Annotated in this window: 23 protein-coding genes; 14 read left to right on the top strand and 9 right to left on the bottom strand. The window is 40.1% G+C overall.

All coding sequences use genetic code 11. From position 1 onward, the window contains the following. The first annotated feature begins 49 nt into the window (after positions 1-49). A complete protein-coding gene (ygfZ, locus tag PVK79_RS05200; RefSeq protein WP_145237616.1) occupies positions 50-961 on the top strand; it encodes a tRNA-modifying protein YgfZ in 912 nt (303 codons plus the stop codon). Positions 962-973: 12 nt separating this feature from the next. Continuing rightward, positions 974-1459, top strand: a complete 486-nt coding sequence (locus tag PVK79_RS05195; RefSeq protein ID WP_145237619.1) for an FKBP-type peptidyl-prolyl cis-trans isomerase — start codon at positions 974-976, stop codon at positions 1457-1459. A gap of 61 nt (positions 1460-1520) precedes the next feature. On the opposite strand, the gene PVK79_RS05190 is transcribed toward PVK79_RS05195, so the two are convergent. The 5 genes from PVK79_RS05190 to PVK79_RS05170 all read right to left on the bottom strand — a co-directional run bounded on the left by PVK79_RS05190 (position 1521) and on the right by PVK79_RS05170 (position 7589). Next, on the bottom strand, positions 1521-1973 hold the full coding sequence (locus PVK79_RS05190; RefSeq protein WP_145237622.1) for a hypothetical protein: 453 nt from the start codon (positions 1971-1973) through the stop codon (positions 1521-1523). Positions 1974-1989: 16 nt separating this feature from the next. After that, on the bottom strand, positions 1990-2805 hold the full coding sequence (locus tag PVK79_RS05185) for a DUF481 domain-containing protein (RefSeq protein ID WP_257325438.1): 816 nt from the start codon (positions 2803-2805) through the stop codon (positions 1990-1992). A gap of 61 nt (positions 2806-2866) precedes the next feature. Next, positions 2867-3187 carry an HI1450 family dsDNA-mimic protein gene (locus tag PVK79_RS05180; protein WP_145237630.1) on the bottom strand — a complete coding sequence of 107 codons (321 nt, stop codon included), beginning with the start codon at positions 3185-3187 and terminating at the stop codon, positions 2867-2869. Positions 3188-3300: 113 nt separating this feature from the next. Further along, positions 3301-6411: an efflux RND transporter permease subunit gene (locus PVK79_RS05175; RefSeq protein ID WP_145237633.1), complete on the bottom strand. Its 3111-nt coding sequence runs from the start codon at positions 6409-6411 to the stop codon at positions 3301-3303. Between the two features lie 11 nt (positions 6412-6422). Further along, positions 6423-7589 carry an efflux RND transporter periplasmic adaptor subunit gene (locus PVK79_RS05170; RefSeq protein WP_182731872.1) on the bottom strand — a complete coding sequence of 389 codons (1167 nt, stop codon included), beginning with the start codon at positions 7587-7589 and terminating at the stop codon, positions 6423-6425. Positions 7590-7887: 298 nt separating this feature from the next. Here PVK79_RS05170 and PVK79_RS05165 point away from each other — a divergent pair, with 298 nt between their 5' ends. The 6 genes from PVK79_RS05165 to PVK79_RS05140 all read left to right on the top strand — a co-directional run bounded on the left by PVK79_RS05165 (position 7888) and on the right by PVK79_RS05140 (position 14135). Beyond that, a complete protein-coding gene (locus tag PVK79_RS05165; RefSeq protein WP_182716997.1) occupies positions 7888-8679 on the top strand; it encodes a crotonase/enoyl-CoA hydratase family protein in 792 nt (263 codons plus the stop codon). 97 nt (positions 8680-8776) lie between these two features. Then, entirely contained in the window at positions 8777-9163 is a 387-nt protein-coding gene (locus PVK79_RS05160; RefSeq protein WP_145237642.1) for a CidA/LrgA family protein, read from the top strand. Next, entirely contained in the window at positions 9156-9863 is a 708-nt protein-coding gene (locus tag PVK79_RS05155; protein ID WP_257325437.1) for an LrgB family protein, read from the top strand. The genes PVK79_RS05160 and PVK79_RS05155 overlap by 8 nt, the downstream gene beginning before the upstream one ends. 35 nt (positions 9864-9898) lie before the next feature. Further along, positions 9899-10735: a mechanosensitive ion channel family protein gene (locus PVK79_RS05150; RefSeq protein WP_182734488.1), complete on the top strand. Its 837-nt coding sequence runs from the start codon at positions 9899-9901 to the stop codon at positions 10733-10735. A 16-nt stretch (positions 10736-10751) separates the two neighbouring features. Next, positions 10752-11918 (top strand): DUF3450 domain-containing protein, encoded by a 1167-nt coding sequence (locus PVK79_RS05145; protein ID WP_145237652.1) that lies wholly within the window; start codon positions 10752-10754, stop codon positions 11916-11918. Positions 11919-12158: 240 nt separating this feature from the next. Continuing rightward, on the top strand, positions 12159-14135 hold the full coding sequence (locus PVK79_RS05140; RefSeq protein WP_257325436.1) for a phytase: 1977 nt from the start codon (positions 12159-12161) through the stop codon (positions 14133-14135). Between the two features lie 29 nt (positions 14136-14164). Here the strand turns inward: PVK79_RS05140 and PVK79_RS05135 are convergent, their stop codons facing one another. The 4 genes from PVK79_RS05135 to PVK79_RS05120 all read right to left on the bottom strand — a co-directional run bounded on the left by PVK79_RS05135 (position 14165) and on the right by PVK79_RS05120 (position 17318). Continuing rightward, positions 14165-14749 (bottom strand): YqaA family protein, encoded by a 585-nt coding sequence (locus PVK79_RS05135; RefSeq protein ID WP_145237660.1) that lies wholly within the window; start codon positions 14747-14749, stop codon positions 14165-14167. A gap of 199 nt (positions 14750-14948) precedes the next feature. Continuing rightward, complete coding sequence (locus PVK79_RS05130; RefSeq protein WP_257325435.1) at positions 14949-15842, bottom strand: GGDEF domain-containing protein; 894 nt, start codon at positions 15840-15842, stop codon at positions 14949-14951. Positions 15843-16003: 161 nt separating this feature from the next. Beyond that, positions 16004-16336: a PBPRA1643 family SWIM/SEC-C metal-binding motif protein gene (locus PVK79_RS05125; protein ID WP_145237663.1), complete on the bottom strand. Its 333-nt coding sequence runs from the start codon at positions 16334-16336 to the stop codon at positions 16004-16006. Between the two features lie 118 nt (positions 16337-16454). Then, complete coding sequence (locus tag PVK79_RS05120; RefSeq protein ID WP_145237666.1) at positions 16455-17318, bottom strand: PA4780 family RIO1-like protein kinase; 864 nt, start codon at positions 17316-17318, stop codon at positions 16455-16457. Between the two features lie 211 nt (positions 17319-17529). On the opposite strand from PVK79_RS05120, the gene PVK79_RS05115 reads away from it, so the two are divergent. The 6 genes from PVK79_RS05115 to PVK79_RS05090 all read left to right on the top strand — a co-directional run bounded on the left by PVK79_RS05115 (position 17530) and on the right by PVK79_RS05090 (position 22099). Continuing rightward, positions 17530-17748 (top strand): hypothetical protein, encoded by a 219-nt coding sequence (locus tag PVK79_RS05115; protein WP_145237669.1) that lies wholly within the window; start codon positions 17530-17532, stop codon positions 17746-17748. A gap of 84 nt (positions 17749-17832) precedes the next feature. Then, positions 17833-18723, top strand: coding sequence for a dienelactone hydrolase family protein (locus tag PVK79_RS05110; protein WP_257325434.1), 891 nt, complete (start codon positions 17833-17835; stop codon positions 18721-18723). A gap of 132 nt (positions 18724-18855) precedes the next feature. Continuing rightward, the gene (locus PVK79_RS05105) at positions 18856-19224 is read left to right on the top strand and encodes a hypothetical protein (RefSeq protein WP_179959150.1); all 369 of its coding nucleotides are present in this window, start codon (positions 18856-18858) and stop codon (positions 19222-19224) included. After that, positions 19221-19601, top strand: a complete 381-nt coding sequence (locus PVK79_RS05100; RefSeq protein WP_182731860.1) for a hypothetical protein — start codon at positions 19221-19223, stop codon at positions 19599-19601. Before PVK79_RS05105 ends, PVK79_RS05100 begins: the two co-directional genes overlap by 4 nt. 136 nt (positions 19602-19737) lie before the next feature. Further along, positions 19738-21372 (top strand): BamA/TamA family outer membrane protein, encoded by a 1635-nt coding sequence (locus tag PVK79_RS05095; RefSeq protein ID WP_257325433.1) that lies wholly within the window; start codon positions 19738-19740, stop codon positions 21370-21372. A 160-nt stretch (positions 21373-21532) separates the two neighbouring features. Then, positions 21533-22099: a DUF2799 domain-containing protein gene (locus PVK79_RS05090; protein WP_257325432.1), complete on the top strand. Its 567-nt coding sequence runs from the start codon at positions 21533-21535 to the stop codon at positions 22097-22099. Positions 22100-22695 lie beyond the last annotated feature (596 nt).

Below are 22695 nucleotides of genomic sequence, written 5' to 3'. Positions count from 1 at the left end.
GCTAACTACGGTATTATACGCGCCTACATTTATTGTAAAGCAGGTTTTTATGTCAACAGTACACGCATGCCCTTTATCACATCAGCTGATCCGCATTAGCGGTGTTGATAAACTCGCCTACCTTCATGGCCAAATTACCCAAGATATTAATAAGCTCAACCAAACCAACTTCTTATGGGCTGGGCACTGTAATGCCAAAGGTAAATTATGGAGTGTAGCAAAGTTATTTGCTTATCAGGATAGTTACTATTTAGCAGCATCAGCGGTTGAAACCACTCAATCTTTAACGGAATTAAAAAAGTATGCGGTGTTTTCAAAAGTTGAAATACAAGCTGCTACCAGCAAGTTAATTGGTTTAATCGGTGATGATCTAGCTGCAACCTTAAATGCGTTGAACATTCATTTTAATGAGCAAGATAGCGCTTGCGATTTTAGTCATGGTAAAGCACTAAAATTAGCAAAAAACCGCATTTTACTGATGGTTAATGATGAATTTTCACTGCCTGATGAGGTTATCGCCCTTGAAAACGACGCGCTGTGGCACCAACATAGTATTTTAGCGGGTGAGCCTGAGCTCAATGAAGCGGCACTCGGTGAATACGTACCACAAATGGTTAACCTGCAAGCAATCGGTGGAGTAAGCTTTCGTAAAGGCTGTTACACAGGCCAAGAAACCGTTGCCCGCATGAAATACCTTGGTAAAAATAAACGCGCTATGTATATCGTATCAGGGCACAGCGATGGAGAATTAGCAGAGCCAGAGCTTGAAACCCAAATGGGTGAAAACTGGCGTCGTGCTGGCAAATTAATAAGCCAAGCCTACAATCAACAAAGTAAAACCTTATTTGGCCTTGTTGTGTTGCCAAACGACAGTGAACCTAGTCAGTTACTGCGTGCAAAACATGCCCCAACGGTAGAGCTATCAATCCTTCCTCTACCCTACTCTCTCGAAGACGAATAAATAGGAGTGACTATGATCGTTGCAACAAATAAAGTGGTAAAAATGCATTATTCAGTCATGGATAATGACAAAAACTCTATCGATAACTCATTTGATGGTGAGCCACTAATCTTTATCGTTGGTACCGGTTACTTAATTCAAGGCCTCGAAGATGCCCTACAAGGTAAAAAAGCGGGCGACACACTCAGTGTTACTGTGCCACCAGAGCAAGGTTATGGCGAACGCCATGATGATCTGATGCAAGCAGTACCAAAGTCGATGTTTGAAGGTATGGAAATTGAAGTTGGTATGCAATTTCGTGCCTCAACAGATGACGGCGATCAATCTGTAATGATCATTGATATTCAAGAAGAAGATGTAATTGTTGATGGTAATAACCCACTCGCTGGCATCACTTTAAACTTTGATGTAGAAATACTTGAAGTGCGTGATGCAACAGCAGACGAACTAGAGCATGGCCATGTTCATGGTGATGGCGGCTGTGGTCACGATCACTAATATCGACTTAAACCGACAATAAAAAAAGCGCTACTGCGCTTTTTTTATATCTATAATTTAATCAAACGAGTGTAGGCTCTGCTATTGGCTCGCTTATCTTACCCGCCAACGCTGCCAGTAAACCATCTTGGTCGTTAGTTCCCAAGCGATATTGGCTACCATCTTTTAAAGTTAGCTGTACTGCGCTAAATCCTGACACTGTGTATACCCAACCATCATGGGTAATACGTAAGCCAATACCATGACGAAAAGAATTTTCTACTGCTTTAGCTTCAATAATATCCACTAGCTGCAACTTATCACCAAACACACCAGGACCAAAACCCCAGCTAATTTGGCTGTCATCAACTTTAATGGTTAAACCATGGAACAAAAAACCCACCAGCACTAAAATCGCTGCAAATACCATTAACGGCATATCGGCACCAATTAAATACCAAGCTAAACCAACAAAGCTGGCAATCCAGCTTAGAATAACAAAAATGAACAGTGCAAATTGCTTATGCTGATACATAACACTCTCTAAAATATTAAAAACTATAAACTAATGTCGCACTTAGTTCTGAATCAAACTTTAACTTGTCGTCTTCCGGCTTAGAATTATAACGATATAAATAAGTAAACTTTAATGATATAGCACCCATCACTTGGCTGATCAATGATGTTTCTGACTTTAATCGTGAGTTTAATCCTGACAATGATTGCTCAATACTTAAATCTTGATTGAAACGTGTTCGAGTCGAGACAGTTCGCTCCCACTGCAGTGCTAAACGTAATAAATAGCCGGTTTTGGTTTTGTCTTGCTCATCTTCAAGCTCAGCATCATCTTGCGCCACCGAGCTGTATAAACCAGGCCCTATATCAAAATCAACTTGGTTTTTTACCCCTTGATACAAACGGTTACCATAACCTGCCGCAAGCGTACTTTTAAACTCAAGACCACTGAATTCATCTTCTTCATAATCACCATACATAAAGAATGAGGCGTTTTTTACCCCAACTTTATAGTTGCCCTGCGCAGAGAAAAATATACGGTTTGCCGAGACTTCATCATTACCAGTAGCATCGTTACGATCACGTTTATATAAACTATCTATTTTGAATTGATTACGCCATTTATCAAGGTCTTGATATAAGTTACCTTTGAACTTAAAACTGGTCGAGTTAGTATTACCGCGACTAACAATAAGTCCAAATTCAGTATCGCCGTATAATAGTTCGCCTTGATGGATTTTATGGATCTCTTCATCTGAGAGTTGACCATACTCATGAAAGTCTTCAAAAGGATCAACTGCCCAGACTTTAAAGCTAAGCAGGCAGCCCAACAACAGCAGTAACCTAATCACTGTTCGCTCACTGTGTTGATATTTAAAACAAGGCTGTTTTCACTAAGATACTGCATCTAGATTATTCGCTATCTTTCCATAATATATGACAAAACGGCGCATCTTTATCACGGCTAATCAAAATTTTAGCAAATAGAATATCTTGATTATCGAATTCAAGTCCCACTAACACCTGAATAAATAATTCTGGCTCTATTTCTAATGCAACAAAATCTTGCCATTGATCATCAGGCTCGCCTTCTTCAATAAAGCCAAGCTCTTCTCGATGCTGGTTAAAATCATCAACATCTTGCTCACTAAGGTTATCTGGGGCTAACTCTAAAAAGATATCGTAAGCTTGATGCGTTACTTCTTCTTCACTGTATAAACGGGGTCCTGTCATTGCCATAAACCTTTCATGATGCTAATGCCAGATATAGTATCAAACCTCAGCAAATTTTTGACAAAAAAAAGCCAGGTTTCCCTGACTTTTTTTATACAAAGCTTATTTTACGCTTATGAAGTCGCTGTACCCTTTATTTTTTCGCGCATTGACTGCACCAAACTATAAAATAACGGCACCAACAAAGTACCCAATATAGTCGCTGCTAACATGCCGGCTAGCACAGTGACACCCAGCGATACACGGCTTCCCGCTCCAGCGCCAGTTGCAAATACTAACGGTAATACACCTAATACAAATGAAAGAGCCGTCATTAATACCGCACGAAACCTCATTTTAGCTGCACTAAGAGCCGCATCAAAAATACTCTTACCTGCAAGCCGCTCTTCCATCGCAAATTCTACAATCAAGATTGCAGTTTTGGTCGACATACCGATAAGCAGTACTAACCCCACTTGCGCATAAATATTATTTTCTATACCCAAAACGTATAACGCTAACATTGCACCAAACATTGCCAGTGGAATCGCTGCTATAACTGAAAAAGGGATCGTCCAACTTTCATATTGTGCAACCAAGAACAAGTAAACAAATAGAACGGCCAAAGCAAATAGCAACGGTGCCATATTGCCAGCTTCAATTTCTTGTTTAGATTGCCCTGCCCATTCAAATACATAGCCATTAGGTAACTGCTTAGCTAGCTCTTCCATGGCAGCTATTGCATCACCACTTGAGAACCCCGCAGCTGCTTGACCACTAATACTCGCACTACGATATAAATTGAAGTGCTTGAGGGTTGTTGGCCCAAGAATTGGTTCAAGTTTAGCAAGTGTCGTTAATGGCACCATGTCGCCTTCATTGTTACGCACAAAATAATGCTGCAAGTCTGAGGGATTTTTACGGAATTCACTCTCAGCTTGCATGATTACTTTGTAAGTACGGCTAAACTGATTGAAATCGTTAATATATAATGAACCGAGCTGGGCTTGCAGCGTTAAGAATATGTCACTTAATGCAACCCCTTGAGCTTTAGCTTTATTGCGATCTATCTCTAAAAAGTACTGCGGTACATTTGCTCTAAAAGTACTATACACATTACTCAAGCTTGGATGTTGGTTCGCTTCATATACCAGCCCATTAAGTACTTGTGCCAACTCAATAGGATCTCGGCCTTCACTGTCTTGCAGACGAAACTCAAAACCAGCGCTATTACCCAAACCAGGAATTGGCGGCGGGTTAAATACCATTATCTGCGCATCAGGCATAGCCCACATTTTTCCCATCAAACGACCAATCACTGACTTTAAGCCAAGTTCAGTACTGGTGCGCTCTTCCCAGTCTTTTAAAATAACAATACCTAAAGCATTATTTGAACCCGCCCCGCCAATCAAAGAAAAACCGGATACAGCAATAAAATCGGTTGCAGCTGGTTCTTGTTTAATAATGTCACCTATTTTATGCATCACATCAACAGTGCGTCCCGAAGCCGCCGCATCTGGTAATTGCACATCTACAAATACAAAGCCTTGGTCTTCGGCTGGGACAAAGCCTGTTGGAACGCTTTTAGCAAGCCAACCTGCCGCTACAAAAATAACTAAGGCAAAAATAGCCATTCTCGCTGAGCGTTTTAGAATAAAGTGGATAATTTTAGAATAGATGGAGGTTGATTTAACAATGCCTTTTTCAACTGGCGCCAGCCATTTTATCGGTTTCATTGACTTTTCAGTTAACAATAAGGCACATAAAGCTGGGCTTAGGGTTAATGCGTTAACGGACGAAATTAATACCGCAAACGAAATCGTTACAGAAAACTGCTTATAAAGCTCCCCAGTAATACCTGGCATGAAGCCTACTGGCACAAATACAGCTAATAAAACTAGGGTGGTCGCAATTATAGGCCCGGTTACTTGCTCCATCGCTTTAGTGACAGCCTCTTTAATCGGCAGCTTTTCTTCTTTGAGGATCCGCTCAACATTCTCAATTACAATAATTGCATCATCTACCACAATACCGATCGCTAGCACTAAACCAAATAAGGTGATTAAGTTAATTGAGTAACCCATAGCCATCATAAAAGCAAACGTGCCCACCAACGATACTGGAATGGCAATAGTTGGAATAAGTGTCGCGCGCCAATTTTGTAAAAACAAAAACACCACTAAAACAACCAGGCCAACAGCTTGAAATAATGTAACAATCACTTCTTCGATTGAGCGATTGATAAACTCTGTCGTATCGTATGGTATTGAGTATTCAACACCATCTGGTAATTGCTTAGCAAGCTCTGCCATGGTGGCTTTAACATCACTTGCCACTTGCGTTGCATTGGCATCTGTTAATTGGTAAATAACTATAAAAGCAGTATCTTGCTGGTTTAACTTAGCTGTAGTGCTGTAATCTGCTGAGCCAAGTTCAATGCGAGCAATATCAGTCAAACGTACAAAGTTACCATCTTGATTAGCACGAATAATTGTTTGGCCAAATTCATCTGGAGTTTTTAAACGCCCTTTAGCCTGAATTGAATATTCAAACTGCTGACTTGGTGAGCTCGGTGCCGCACCTAACTTACCAGCTGCAACTATAGTGTTCTGCTCTTGTAATGCCGCCCTAACTTCGCCTACTGTCAGCCCTAACGCCGCCATTTTATCTGGGCGTAACCACAATCGCATTGAGTAGGTTTTCTCACCCATAACTTCAGCCGATGCCACGCCTTTAATTCGGCCCAGCGGTTCAGTTAAGTAGTTTGTTGCATAGTTACTTAAAAAAATGGCATCAATGTTTGCTTGGCTAGAATACAAGTTAATACCCAATAACATTGAACTGGATTTTTTCTTAACCGATACACCTTGGCGGGTTACTTCGCTGGGTAACCCCGGTTCAGCTAAGGCAACACGGTTTTGCACATTTACTTGAGCAATATCAGTATCCGTGCCCACCTTAAAGTATACCGTAATCGTAGCCGTGCCATTATTACTGGAGCTGGACTCGATATACATCATATCTTTGACACCATTGACTTGCTCTTCAATGGGCCTGACCACTGACTCTTCCACTATTTGCGCACTGGCACCTGGGTAAACTGCGGTGATCTGTATTTGCGGTGGAGTAATCTCGGGATACATATTAACTGGCAGCAAACCCATGGAAATCAAACCCGCTAGCGTAATCACTATCGAAATGACTAGGGCAAATTTAGGCCGCGCGATAAACGTTTTACTTATCATGTGCGTTTCCTTTAGTTTGCAGCGTCTGGTTGGCTAGAAATTGTACCTGTGGTGTGATCGACCTTTTTTTCGACTGGTTTAACTTCGACCCCTTGACGTACTTTTTGTAAACCTTCAACAATCACTTGCTCACCTTCTTCAAGACCCGATTTAACGACCCACATCGCATTTATACGCCGTCCTAATTGCACAATACGCGTTGCAACTTTATTATCTTCACCCACTACTAATACAAATTTACCTTGTTGATTTTCTTGTACTGCAGCTTGAGGAATAAGTGCTTGCAGTTGCTTATCTTTACTTTCAACAATTAAGGTGACAAATAAGCCTGGCATTATAATGTTCTGTGGATTAGCGAATGTAGCTCTTAATTCAACAGTGCCAGTACTGCGATCAATTTTCGTATCGGCAAAATCTAACTGCCCTTTTGATCCCAAGTCCGAGTTATTTGGCAAACGCAGGGATAAATCTATTGGTACATTTTGAGGGTTATTAGCACTATCTTGATGTTTTTGACGATAACTAATGTAATCGCCTTCTTCGACCTGGAAGTTAACATAAATTGGATCCACATCAGTCAATTCCGCCAATTCATTTGAGGAAGGGCTAACAATGTTGCCTACGTCATAATTAACCTTACCGATACGCCCTGCAAACGGCGCTTTTATCTCGGTGTAACTTAGATTTAATTTTGCTTTTTCAAGGCTGGCCTTTGCAGAAATAACAGCAGCAGCGGCTTGCTCATATTTAGTGGTTAATTTATCTAAATCAGATTGTGAAATAAACCCTTGTGCAGCAACTTCTTTACCGCGTTTTAAATCACGAGACGCACCATCTTCGCCAGCAAGTTTACTTTTTAAGTCTGCTTCAATTTCAGCAACAGAGGATTGGTATTCACTTGGGTCAATTCTTAGTAATAACTGTCCTTTTTCAACAAATGAGCCTTCATCAAAATGACGTTCAATTAATTCCCCCTCAACACGAGCGCGAATTTTTACTTCCTGATGAGCTTCCGTGCGAGCAACAAACTCTCGATAATTCCCCACCTCTTGGGTAACAACATTAAATACTGAAACCGCGGGAGGTGGAGCGACTTGTTTGGTAGCGTTATCATCTGAACAACCAGCTAAAAAAGCGATTAATGTTGTACCAACTACCCCTTTGATCGCTAATGACATGTAAGTTCCTAAAATGCTAGGCGTGAACCTTTTTAGCATGGTTTATCTCCTTGGTAGCTGCGCAACTACCTTTATGTATGTATTTAAATTATCCTTAAACGTCAAGTTACGTTCAGAGGCTATTATTGGCTGATTATATAACAAGCCACTCGATTAAAAATATAGACCAATTTGTAATCATTTGTATCTCAAGTTAATAATAACTGACTCTAAAACAGCTTGTTTTTCAAAAAAAGCCACGCTTTACATCAATTCAATTAACTCGTAAGCTAAACTGAAACAGGTCAGAGGAGTTGACATGATTAACTTTGAAACACAACAGGCAATCGCCTTCGTTACATTATCCCGAAAAGATAAACAAAATGCGTTGAATTTTGTCATGTTCAAACAGCTGACAAGTATTATTAAAAAAATTAAAAAAGACCCGACTATCCGCGCTGTCGTTATTCAAGGTGATGGTGAGCATTTTTGTGCTGGACTGGATGTTGCTGCCGTTATGAAAAGTCCCATAAATATTGCCAAGTTGCTATTTAAATGGTTGCCGGGTAACTGTAATTTAGCGCAGCAAGTTGTGCTGGGTTGGCAATCACTAAGTGTGCCGGTATTCGCAGTCGTCCAAGGTAATTGCTTTGGTGGTGGCCTGCAAATAGCTCTTGGGGCTGATTATCGGATTGTGCACCCAGATGCTAAATTAGCCATTATGGAAGCGCGCTGGGGACTATGCCCTGATATGGGTGCAAATGTTGTACTACCTAGCTTACTAAAACGTGACGATGCCATGTGGCTTGCCAGTCATGCAGATCCTATTAGTGCTGATAAAGCGCTGCAATTAGGGTTAATAACCGAAGTAAATGCGGATCCAAAACAACGCTGTTTAGCAATGATCAATACCTTATTAGCTCGCTCACCGGATACTTTAGCGGCAATAAAACGCGTTACTCAACAAAGTTTTAACACTCCAAGAAGACAAATTTTAGCAAAAGAAACCATTAGCCAAATTCGTCTGCTTATTAACAGCAATACAAAAAAGGCCATTGCAAAAGCCAAAGGCGCCGATAACATTGAGTATCAAAATAGTAAACGTTGGTAACAAATTCACTTAATATCAACGCTAAGCAATAAGTCGCATAGTTTTCAACAAGCAAATATGATGAAGTATAATACGACCTGTAGTGAGTAAATAATCAATGGATCCCCGACCCCAAGTGCTTAAAAAAATCTTCCCTTATTTACTCAGCAGCTGTTTGATTTTGGGTTGTTTGGCGATAGCAAAAATAATCATGCACTGGCTGCAAGGCAGCTTTCCAGCCCCCCTCTTAGCGATGCTAATGCTACTTACGTTACTTTTAACAAACGTAGTTAAAGAGCATCACTTAACTCCCTGTGCTAAGCCATTATTAAATGTCATGCCGCTTTTTTTCATCCCTGCTGGAGTTGGTTTTATCGAACACCTTGAGATCATCGCCCTGCAATGGCAATTTCTCAGTGCAGTTTTCATTTTGGTGCCATTGACCAGCTTACTGCTTATCGCAACGGTGATCAGTGTATTTAAAGGCAGGATTGAACATGATTGATCTATGGTGGTTAAGTATTCCTGTAATTATCACGCTGTTTTTAGGATTAAGGAAGCTCAATACAACCATTAACAATCCTTTATTAAAAGCGCTGACTAATCCCGTTTTTATCACTATTACGCTTATAGCCATATTACTAGTGAGTTTTTCACTGCCCTACTCGCAATTTGCCAGCCATAGCCGGTTATTAAGCTATTTACTGGAGCCTGCCATTGTTGCGCTTGCATTACCGCTATATCAACAATTTGTGCATATACGAAGAAATCTCCTGCTGATTGTTGGCTGCTGTAGTTTGGGCATAATCAATGCCACTGTGGTTGCAACCTTACTCAGTGCCGCATTTAATGTGCCTGCACAATTAGCAGCATCTGTTGCCGCTTTATCGGTCACTACTCCCATTACTCTATTAGTGACTGATTCACTCGGAGGCATTGCTTCGTTGGCAGCTGCGATGGTGATTTTTATCGGCTTATTAGGTGCTTTGTTCGCGCTACTTATTCTTCGTCAGGTGAGCATTTATAACCATCAGGCACAAGGCGTTGCGATTGGTACTGCATTTCATGCAATAGGCACCGCCGCCGCACTTGTTGAGCATCCGCGTATTGGTGCATTTGCTTCAGTGGCAATGGCACTGAGCGCATTACTTACCGCTTTAATCGTACCATTACTTTATCCTTTTTTGAGTCAAGCTCTGCTATGATGAAATAGTTTAACCACTTTATTTATGGATAATAGATGATCAGTACAGAAATCCAACAAGTTGAAAAATACTACACCATGATCAGTGAGTACCTCGTTAAGTACAGCATGCAATTAGTTGGCGCATTGTTGATCTTGATTTTTGGTTTGTGGGTGGCACAAAAAATATCTAAGATGATTGCCGCTTTAATGGCGCGTAATAATATTGATATTACTCTCACTAATTTTGTCAGTAATGTAGTGAAAGTATTGTTTATCGTTATGTTCATTATTATTGCGCTAGGTAAAATTGGCATAAGTGTCACACCTTTTGTCGCTGCAATTGGTGCAGCTTCTCTTGGTGCTGGTTTAGCATTGCAAGGGATGTTATCAAATTATGGCGCAGGCTTGGCTATTATTGCCACCCGCCCCTTTATCGTTGGTGACACGATTGAAGTTAAAAATGTCAGCGGCCAAGTAAAAACCATTGAGCTAGGTTACACCATTTTGATCAATGAAGAAAAAGTCGAAATTACTATTCCTAACAAACACATCGTTGGCGAAATACTGCATAACTCATTTAATTATTCATTGGTCAAAGGTGAAATTGATATTGCCTATAATGCCAGTGCTGAGCATGCTATAGAGCTTATAGAAAACGTATTGAAAGACCATGAGTTAGTCGCAAATGAACCGCTATCACAAGTTGGCATTGAACGGTTTGCTGAAAGTGGAGTAACTATTAGTTACCGCTACTGGGTGCCGACGACGAAAATAATTGAAACCAAGCTGGCCGTAAACGGTGGTGTATATAGTGCGATTCAAGGTGCGGATATTGAAATTCCATTCCCACAACGAATTGTTACCATTAATAAAAATGAACTAAATAGCTAATTTTTAAAGGATAAAAATGCGGAGCCGTTCAGTATGTACAGCTAAATACATTGCTTTAATTATTCTTATTATACTTTGCTGGTCAGAGCAATTTAACAGCTATGTCATGGATTTTCTTGACCAAACCTTAGTGCAGTCATCATTAGTTTATGCTTCTGCGCGCAGTGTTAACGGCATTATTTCTTTATTGCAGTCGGCTGAAGTCGGTATTGGTATAGCCAGCATAGCGCCTGCACAATTGCTTGATCCGGTGAACGATTTAGCCGAATACATTGCCGATGCGATGCGCATATCATTAGGCTCACTGTTTATCCAGCGGATTTTATTTACTATTTCATCAGGGGTATTTTTTAGCACCTTGTTTACCGCCAGCGTCATTAGTTATTTAGTCTGTGATTATTTTGGGTATTTAAAACAGCTTAAAGGTAAGTTACTCGCTAGCCTGATTTTAGTGCGGTTTTTAATTCCATTTGTAGTACTTGCAACTGGGCTTGCCAGCCAAGCCTTTCTAGATGAAGAAATTAATTATCAAAATCAATATGTTGAAAAGACCGTTGACACACTTAGCGTACAGGCTAATGCAACCTCCACACTATCAGCACAACTGAGCGCAAAAATTAACAGTGACAAGCAAACAACTCTCGATGAACTCGAACTTATTGCCGTTCAGCAACAACAATTAAAAGCAATTATTACAGATAACCAACAGCAGCTTGAGCAATTAAATAAGCAAATTGACGCCATTCAAACGACCCGCAGTTTAGCCGAAAAACTCACCTTAACAGAGCTTCCCGAGGCTAAACAATTACTGCAAAAACAACGCGAGTTAAAGCAACAACAAGCATCTATCAACAATCAGTTCGCCGCGTTATATCAACAGAAAGCTCAACTGCAACAACAGCTGCATGATTATAACGACCAACTAGCAGGTAATTCTGGCAATTTAATTAGCAAAGTCGTTGATACCGTTACCACTGGCATTACAGATATGGCTAATTCTTTAGAGGGCTTATTTATTGAATTTTTAAACTTAGTGTCGTTACTAATCATCAAATTATTTATCATGCCTTTGCTCTTCTTATATTTATTTAGTAAGGCATTTAAAGCTATTTGGCAACGTTCCGTGCTGCAAGCATTAGCGCAAATGAAAACAGAAATACACACCACCATCACAGAAAAATAACCGCTATATCATGCTTAGGGTCACATCAGCTCAGCATGAAAGCGATGCCCTAATGGGTCATTTTAAAACTAACAATTAAAAATTAAAACCAATAAAAACAGATAGATAAAATAAAAAGCATTGAATGAAAGGAAACCTAAATAGCTTTACTCTCACTGCAGAAGTCTTTCTTTTGTCACGGTTTTGTCATAAAAGTTATTTAGCTTGCATCGCATACATGGCTAACTTAGGACTTTACTCGTGCCAACACTTAAACCACTTGCTTATGCACTGAGCATATTAACACTCACAGCAACATTAGGCGCTTGCAGCAGCCAAGATGTTAATTCCACTCAACCAAGCCAAACTACACTAAAGCTTAACAGCACACCATTTTGGCAACAAAATAATGCTCAAGGATCGCAAGCTGCTTGGCTTTTTGATGATGCATGGTTACTAGCCAGTGAAAGCCAAGGCTTAATTGTAGTAGAGCAAAATAAACAACATAGCGAAGTACTTAACGCGGGTAACTTTGAAACTCTGTCAGTGCGTACTATTGGCGATAATCGCTTTTTAGTGACCAGTATTGATAATGAACGTGATCTGGTTGCCGTTTTCACCCTAACTAAAAGTAACGGCAACTGGCAGCTAACGGAGCACACACCGATTGTTGCACCGCAAGCAAAACCTGAAGCGGTCTGCCTATTTAACAATCACAATACGGGGAGTATTTCTGCTTTTGTTGCTGATGTTCGCGGCTTAATGCGCGAAACCTTAATTTATAACTTTGCCACAGAGCAAACCACTAACATTGCGGTCCGAGAATTTGCCGGTGTAAATGAAGCTGCGGGTTGTGCGGTTAATGATGTAAGCCAACAATTATTTATCAGTGAAGAAGAACTTGGCATTTGGCAAATGAACGCCAATGCAGAATCTTCAGCGAGTAAACAACCTCTTACCATGGTTGCTCCCTTTGGTGAACTGGCCAGCGGTATTGGCGCATTAACCACCAGCACTGATGGCAGCCTCTGGTTTACTAGCAGCAGCAATAACACCCTATACCGATATAATCCAGAGCAAGGTATACAACAAAAGTGGCGTGTCTCTGGAGATCTCAGTATTGGTTCTGTGGTAATTGATAATAACGCCACTACTGCTCAAGCCATTATGTATGACGATGAAAGTGGCGCGTACCGCAGCAGCCAGTTAATTTTAGACCCAATCACCAGTACGACAAAAACCAACACCACCACTGCAAAAACAGCACATGTGTATGCAAACGTGCAAACGACACCAGTTGCAGCATTTGGTGATGCCGCAGACGATCCAGCCATCTGGGTGCATCCAACCGACGCCGCTAAAAGCTTGATCATTGGCACCGATAAACGTCGCGGACTGATGATCTATAACTTAGCTGGAGAGCAAATTCAAAGCCTTGACGTAGGTAGAGTTAACAATGTTGACGTTCGTCAAAGTAGTAATATCAACAACCCAACTCACACTCTAATTGCAGCCAGTAACCGCAGTGAAAATAGCATTAGTTTGTTCACTGTCGACATACAAAACAGCGTACACCACTTAGGTAGCGTGGCTACCAATTTGAGTGAGATTTATGGCTTATGCATGTATTCATCGAAATCAGGTGACTATGTATTTGTGAATGATAAATCAGGGTTATATCAGCAATATAAAATAACCAGCCAACAGCAACAGGTATCAGGCAAACTGGTGCGCGAATTTACTTTACCGAGCCAACCGGAAGGTTGTAGTAGTGATGATAAAAATGGGGAACTTTTTGCCGGTGAAGAAGACGCTGGTATTTGGTTTATTAATGCTGAACCTGATACAAAACAACAGCCGATATTACTGCAATCAGTTGATAACATGCTGGTTGATGATGTAGAAGGTATGGAGATTTATCATGGTAAAGACGAGCGCTTATTAGTGGTATCTAGCCAAGGTGACGATAGTTATGTCGTGTATCGTATAAACAAAAGTGAGCATCACCCTACCCTTGAGTTTGTCAGTAAGTTTAATATTCTTGCAAACTTAAATAACGGTATTGATGGCGTGTCAGAAACCGATGGCTTAACCGTTACAGCCAAACCGCTGCCTGGCTACCCTCTTGGCGTATTAATAGTGCAAGATGGCTACAATCGTATGCCACAGCAACCACAAAATTTTAAACTGGTGGATTGGCGCCAAGTACATTCACTTATCCATGGCGATGTTAAGTAAACTAAACAAATATAGCCGTCACTTGGCGGCTATATTACCGTTGTTAACCACCAAATAACTAACACCAACACAGTCAAACCAAGCATTGCTTTGGTTTTATGTTTTGTGATAATTCGCTCTGCTTGATTGCCAGCATAATACACCACCAGCGCCAGACCAAAATACCGAATTGAACGGGCAATAGTCGTCGCAATTAAAAACATTATTAATGAATATTTGGTCGCACCCGCTGCGAGCATAGCTATTTGAAAAGGGATTGGCACTATCCCCAACATTATTACAAACCAAAAACCTTGCTGCTGCATTTGTTGTTCTACGTGTTCAAACTGCTCTGGATTTGAAAAGGTATTGATCACCCAATCGCCAACCGCATCAAACAAGTAATAGCCAAGCGCGTAACCAAACAAAGCCCCAATAATACAGCCTAAAGTCGCCATTAAGGCTATCAGCCAAAGCTTTTCACGCCGCGCTTGCATCAACGGCACCAATACTGCTTCAAGAGGGATAGGAACTATCGTTGACTCTAAAAATGAAGCCGCCGTTATGCTGGTTAACATATGCTTTGAATCAATAAATTGTCGTGTTTTTTGCTTTAAGCGCTGCATAACAGCCATAGTATCACCTTGGTAGTGCTTATAAGTTATATTTATAAGCATATTGCAAGCTCAATACCAGCCTTGCATAATTAATAAGTACATTGTTTTATAAGCATTTTTTAATAAAATTTAACAGGAACAGGCAAATAAATTTAACTGATAGTGTAAAAACCCCCAATTAAAATTGTAAATTTTACTGTAATCAATCGCTTAGGGATTAAGCAATGTAATATTGGCTACGGCCGCTATTTTTCGCTTTGTACAAGGCTTGATCAGCACGTTTAACTACCTCATTAAACGCTTCTTCTGGGGCCTTAAATGACACACCAATACTTACACTTACCGTTCGATTAGCAGCAAGTTCAATGGTATGTGCAAGTGATAGTAATTGCTCACTTAAATCGCAGGCTTTTGGTCGGTTATCACCGGGCAGGTATATTGCAAACTCTTCACCACCTAAACGTGCAAAGACACTATTATTCGGTAAAGCTTTGGCATATAAAGATGATAATTCGATCAGTACTTGATCCCCCCTATCGTGACCAAACTGATCATTAATCACTTTAAAAAAATCGATATCAATAAGCAAAATTGTATACGGGGCTGATTGATTTTTTTGCATATATTGATAAAAGAATTGGCGGTTCGCTATTTGGGTTAAGTAATCAGTGATCAGCTCTTTTGATAACTGCTGCTGCACACTTGTTAAATCGCCTATAGTTAGCTTTAAACCATAACAAGTAAACAACATGCCTGCAGTACGTAAAACATCCTCAACATAAATACCAATAAACAAAGGCTGGATCAGCACTTCATCAAGTAGATCAAAGGTTAAACCCGCTGACCACAATAATAAACCGATGCTTAAATTAACATAAGCAAAAACTGATAAGTTGGCCCTTTGGACAATGATAAAAATAGCCACCACAATTAATAGGTTAATTGCGTCGGTAAGTACACCATTAAAAAAAATACTGTTATCTAATTCAGGATAGAAATAAATATACGAGGTAACTATTAAAAACAGAGTAACTACAAATACAGCTGAAAACACGGGTTGTAAGGTGTTTTTTGCCGTTTGTTGTTGAAGTTTATTATCACTGTATTTCATACACGTTTCGCTGATTAAGTGAGCGCTATATTAAATAACGCTATCACAAGCTAATGAATATATAGCTTTTAAATACAACTGCCGTTTTATATCACTGGAGCTGATTTTTTAAGTTCCTAACACCAGCACCAACCTGAGTTTACACACCTAAACAAGGTATTTTAACCACAGCATTTTTTGTATTTTTTATTACTGCCACACGAACATGGATCATTACGTTGTGGTGTTTTTTCAAAAACTTGAGTAACAGGTTTATTAAGTACAATATCTAAAGGAGTAATATCTTCAGCAAGCGTACTATCAACACGAATATCTGCAAATAAATCATTAGCTATCAAAATAGCGTTTATTTCAAGCTCACGTGCAGCGCTTTGCACCTGTAAAACGAGCGGATTTTCTTCGCTACCAGGTTTTACTTTCGGTTTAGGCTGATAAGTACCTTGATTATTTTTACCCATAATATCGGGCTTACCACGATAGAAAAATTTTGACACCTGCGTTCCTAACTGTCATTTAAAGCAACTCACCGCGAGTAGCTAAAGGCTGCGCAGTCTAACAGAATTTAATGCTGTTAGCGCGCATCTTTAAAATCGATAATGAAGCTAATAAACTTTAGTCGTCTTCAGGTGCTTGTGCTGCTTTTATTCGCTCTTGGTTTTCTTGCATTTGCTCAAATGCAGCTTTGATTTCATCAAGCACTGAATCAACATCAGCCTCAGCGTGGTTATCTGCAACCTCACCGTAAAGAACAGTTTCTGCTGTTAATTCACCCGCTTGATACAAAGCCCACATTTCTTCACCAAAACGCGTATCGAGTATTTCTGGTGCGTACTGCCCGTAATACAAGCGCATATTGCGTACATCACGTAAAAACATTTCTTGCGCATTGTTATTCGCCGCCGCATTTACTGCCTGCGGTAAATCAATCACTACCGGACCGTAGCTATCTACTAACACATTAAATTCAGACAAATCACCATGCACAATACCCGCACATAGCATTAAGCGAATGTAATGAACCATAGTAGCGTGATCTTCAATTGCCTGCTCAGCAGTTAAACTCACATCATTTAAACGCGGCGCAACATCACCATCATTATCGGTGACTAAATCCATGATCAGTACACCATCGTAACAACCATGAGGTTGTGGTACTTTTACGCCAACCCGAGAAAGCGTGAAAAGCGCATCTACTTCCGCATTTTGCCACACGTTTTCTTGTTCTTTACGACCAAACTTAGAGCCTTTTTCCATCGCACGACCGCGGCGGCTATTCCTTACTTTACGTCCTTCTTGGTATTTTACTGCTTGTTTAAAACTTCGGTGTTGTACATCTTTGTACACTTTCGCACAGCGAATATGCTCGCCACAGCGAACCACATAAACCGAGGCTTCTTTTCCACTCATTAATTGGCTGATGACTTCATCAACGATACCGTCTTCTATTAACGGTAAAATCTGTTTTGGCGTTTTCATGACACTCTTATACCGTACTTAGGCATACCTTGTAATCTTCTCGCAAACTATTTTATCTGACAGACCCTTACGTTAAAGCAAAAGCAGACGAAAACCAATGCTAATAAGCGCACAATTGAACTTATCAAGCATGTTAAAGAACAAAAAACTTGACTAAATCGGCTAAATCCACAAACTGCGAAGTTAACAGCCCAAATTATACTTACTTTATATGAATTCAGAAATACGCTATCGCTTCCAATCTGGTCAAATCGCTAATCGTTTTTTAAACGAATTAAAGCATTGGCCTGTCGCCCGGGTAAAAACAAAACTTCTTAATGGTGGTTTTGACGTTAAAGTAAATTATCAATTCGATGGCGCGGGGTTTGATTACACTTGCGCAGAACTTGATGAATTAGCCGCAAAACATGCCGGTGAAGAAGTTAGCTAAGTATATTAAGCATACAGCAATATACATTTTGAGTTCTCTCAGCTATGTTATTAAATCTTAAATCAATAACATATAGGCACTGCAATGAATAACCCACATTCAGATCACATTCCTCAAGAAGCCTTTGATTGGTACGATGAATACGCTCATGGCAAAATGGATAGACGCACGTTTATGAAAAAACTTGGTGGCTTAGTCGCCATTGGTTATTCAATGACAGTGCTCACTTCAGCGTTATTACCAAATTATGCCTTAGCCGAACAAGTTTCGTTTAATGATGAATCAATTAAAGCAACTTACCAAAGTTTTGATTCTCCCAATGGTCATAACAAAGGACAAGGTTATTTAGTAGTGCCAACACAATTAAAGGGCAAGCGCCCGGTAGTCTTAGTGGTGCATGAAAACCGAGGCTTAAACCCCTATGTAAAAGATGTGGCCCGTCGTTTAGCCAAAGCGGGTTTTGTCGCTTTTGCACCCGATGCGCTATTTCCGCTAGGTGGTTATCCGGGTAATGATGACGAAGGGCGAGCCATGCAAAGCTCAATGGATAAAGAGAAAATTCAAAATGATTTTGTTGCCGCAGCCCACTATTTAAAATCACACCCACTCAGTAATGGTAAACTTGGTGCCGTTGGATTTTGTTTTGGCGGTTATATTGTCAATTACCTCGCTGCGGTTGATTCATCATTATTAAGCGCCGGAGTACCATTTTACGGCACGCCCGCCAACGAAGCTCTGCGCAAAAATATTAAAGCCCCGTTAATGATCCAATTAGCCGAGCTTGATGAGCGCGTAAATGCAACATGGCCTGACTATGAGCGCGATTTAAAAAGTCTCAATGTAGATTATAAAATGTATATGTATAAAGATGCCAATCACGGTTTTCATAATGACTCAACGGGCCGTTACGATAAACCGAATGCAGAACTTGCATGGCAACGAACCTTAGCATTTTTTGAGCAACACCTTGTTTAATTATATCTTGTTTAATTATATCTAGTTTAATTGCACCTTGATTAATTGCATAATGGTTAGTGCCAAGCATAATAAGCTAGCACTAACTTCACTCAGTATTAAGTACTTCAGTTAAGAAAAGTCACCGACTCTATGACTAAATTTTTTCTCCTAAAATACATCGCTTTTTTTAGTGGATGTGTTGCTTGTTTTACCCTTCATACACAATTTGCAGTGCCTGCGGTTATTGCATCTTGCCTAACCGGACTTATTGGCAGCTTTATTCCTTTTCCAAAACAGTATGCAAATCATCCTTACGCAGCTGTTTATGCTGGTAGTTTTGCTGGAATGTGCTCTCAGGGGTTGATTAATACCTATTGGGAATTAGCAATTATTTCATTGATTGGGGCTATTTTATACGTACTGACGACTAAAGTGTTTACTGGCTTTGGTGGTAAATTAGGAAGTATCGCCTTTATTAGTGTTGCTTTGTTTGTATTAGCTAAAGGGCTTGCGGCATGAGTTTATCATCGGTAACACTTGCTTTACTTGGCGCGTTTTTGACCTTTTATTTAGCTAAGCATAACCGTCTAGATGCGATTAGAGCGTCAGCAATTTTAGCTATTATCGCTTACCTTATTTTACTTGCCACCGAGTTCAACGCAGAGCTATATAGCAGCATTTTTTTTGGTGGCACATTTATAGGCATGAGCGCACCAAAGCGCTTTGGTATTTACACGCTGTTTTCTGCCAGTGTTATTTTTTCGATTTTGTTTGATAATTTAGTGCCTTACCTGAGTAGCTTTGGCGGAGCTTTAGGCATAAGTGGATTTTTGTCGATATGTGTCTGCCAAATAGCGATTGTACTAGGCGCTCCTCGCAGTAAAAAACCGCTTTAGTTTCGATGTTTAATTAGTCAAACTTTCAGTTTAAGTTAAGCTTTCCTTAAGTATTGCCTTCTATGCTGAGTTTAAATTACTACCACACTACGCTGAATATGCTTATGTTCAACGCAGTCATTAAACTCAGGCACTTATGAAACGCATCATCTTAACTAGTTGTTTATTTTACTGCTGCTGTAGCAATGCAGAGACTGCTAACTCACTCGAGTCCATATCGAGTTGTAATGCTATTGAGCCCCAGCCTGCGACCATTGAACCAAATGCACCGCTTGGTGAAATAATTATCAAAAACAATCCAATTTTTGATCCGCATTCACCTGAAACCACAGCCTTACATCGCTTTATTAATTGGTTACATATTGATACTCGTAAAGCAGTTATTCATGAGCAGTTACCATTTCAGTTGGGCGAACAAGTCGATGACACGCAATTAAGAGAAGCTGAGCGTATCCTGCGTAAGAAAAAATATATTCGCGACGCAAAGATCAGCACAACGCCAAACTGTAATGACAACAATGACCAAGCCGTAATTGTTGAAACATGGGACACCTGGAGTTTATTACCAACCATTGACTTTGGTCGCAGCAGCGGCAATAACAAGTTCAGCATTGGTTTTAAAGAAGAAAACTTTTTAGGCTATGGCATACGCGCATCAGTAAAATATAAAACAGATCACGAACGCAGCGGTTATCATACCATGCTGCAAATGCCTGTGCCGTGGCAACCGCATGCGACATTGAGCTTACAAGCCGATGACTATGACGATGGACAAGTTTTTATGTTTGACTATCAACAACCTTTTTATCAACGAAGTAGTGATGCTCTAAGACGTTATTATGCTAAAACACAACAACAAAAAACCTCTATATATCAAAATGGCGAAACTCGCTCTGAGTTTTTTTCTGATGATACACAAGGGCAGCTTGCAGTAGGTGGCGTATGGTCACAAGACAGCAGCGCAACAACGCATTGGCTTACGGGGATTGATTATCAAGACACCCGCTATGATCAAGTTGCCAACACACCGCTTCCCGCTAACTTAAATAACTTTACCATTGCAACACCTTGGCTTGGCGTTCACTGGATACAAGATGATTTTACCGTACTTCAAGACATCGACCTTATCAATCACAGCGAAGATATTAACCTTGGCTGGGAATTAAACGCCAAATTTGGTGCTGATATAATTAATCCCGGTGAAGGCTTTATTGTTGAAACGGGGATCGACAAAGCCTGGGCGAGCGATTCATCCACCCTGTTTAGATTTAGCGGCGGCTTAAATGCCAAAATTGGTACTGAACTTGAAGATCGTGTCGCTTTATTTTCTAAAGGGCAAGTTAACCTGCGTCTCTCCCCTTTATTTGCCTTATATAGTCATATAAATGCACAGTGGCAAAATACCGAATTCGCTGAACAACCACTTGCTGTAGGTGGTGAAGAAGGTATGCGCGGCTTTCCACAAAGCTACCAACATGGCACACAAAGTATACAAGCTAGCGCAGAGATACGTATATATCCAAACATAAATTTATATCAAATTGCCGATGTAGGTTTTGTGGGCTTTGTCGATGTTGGGCGTGCCTCTGGCAAAGTGCAAACACCTAATATCACTGATAGTACGCTTAGTAGTGTTGGTTTAGGTATTCGTCTGTTCTCATCGCGCTCTAGTAATGACAACGTCGTACATATCGATTTAAGTAAACCCCTTGGTAATTACCAAGCGGTCGACTCATGGCAACTTGGATTATCTGTGGGTACAACTTTTTAATTTGTATCGACTAGATTTGTTACATAAAATTAGTCTATAACATATTTAAATGTGTATTTTTTATAGCGATCGCAAGTAAGATAAGGCATCGGCAAAACAAAAATGTCGATGCTAAAGATCATTTAAAATGTCAGTAAATCCGATACAGAACAGGAAGTTTATGCCAAATCGTTTATTTATATTAAGTTGTATAGCACTACTAAATGGCTGCACAACGTTAAGTCAAGATGAGTGTAAAGTCGCTAATTGGCAAAGTTTAGGTTATGAACACGGCGTAAACGGTGGTGATTATGCCGATGGCATAACAAAGATCGCGACGTGTAACGATTACAATATTACCCCAAACATAGCACAATTTAAAAGTAGCTACGAAAGTGGTTTAGCGGTGTATTGTCAACCTGAAAACGGCTTTACTCTTGCTATGCGTGGAGTCTCGTATAACGGTGTATGTAACAGCCGTGCATTTCGAAAAGCGTGGGAAGAAGGTAACGACCGTTATCAAATCCAACAACGTCGTATAGAAATTGATAACCGTATAACCGAGCTAAAACAACAACTCTCTGAAACTAATCAGCAATTAAACAGCAATAACATCACGCAAACGCAGCGTAAAGAGTTAAATACACAGCAACGCCAATTAGAACGTGAGTTAAAGGACTTAAGACGCGAAAAATCCTTATTACCACTATTGAATAAAGCCTCAACAGTTGAAATTACCTTTCCTTAATTACCTTCTGCCCAGCCTGTAATAATAGAGCTGGGTTAATGCAAAAAGCGAAAGCAAAATTCAGATTAAAAAAAAGCCACTGTAATTTATGTGAATAAGTCTTAACTTGAACTGTCAAAGCAAGTCTGAGCCAGTAAACACTGCTCGAGTTTAACTAATTCTGACAATATATTAAGAGCTTCATAGTAGCGATGAAAGCCCTCACGCAGAGGGCTCTAAATCCTTATAAAAATAATTCGGCAGAGCACCAAGATTAGCGGAAAATTAAAGAAACATACCGCCAGACGCTTCAATACGCTGTCCCGTAATCCAGCCGCTGTCTTCACTAAGCAACATGGCAAACTACGCTTAAAAACCAAACGGGGTCACCCTTTAATTTCCATAATTATAAGCCAGCTAGTACAGGAAAACTGGCATGAAATGATAGGAGAATCGATACGAAAGCAGTTAAATAAATTGACTGATGATGATCAGTTAAGCTAATTTAAAAACAGCTCTATAAAATGATAAATAAAGTGATCAAAGCTGATGAGAATCAATGAGCAAAGTCATGATAATACGCAGGCTGTTACTATACTTAGCCTAATACTTACTTT

Source organism: Pseudoalteromonas rhizosphaerae (assembly GCF_028885455.1).
In the GTDB taxonomy this organism is placed as follows: Bacteria; Pseudomonadota; Gammaproteobacteria; order Enterobacterales; family Alteromonadaceae; genus Pseudoalteromonas; species Pseudoalteromonas rhizosphaerae.
This window is presented reverse-complemented; position numbering and strand designations above follow the sequence as displayed.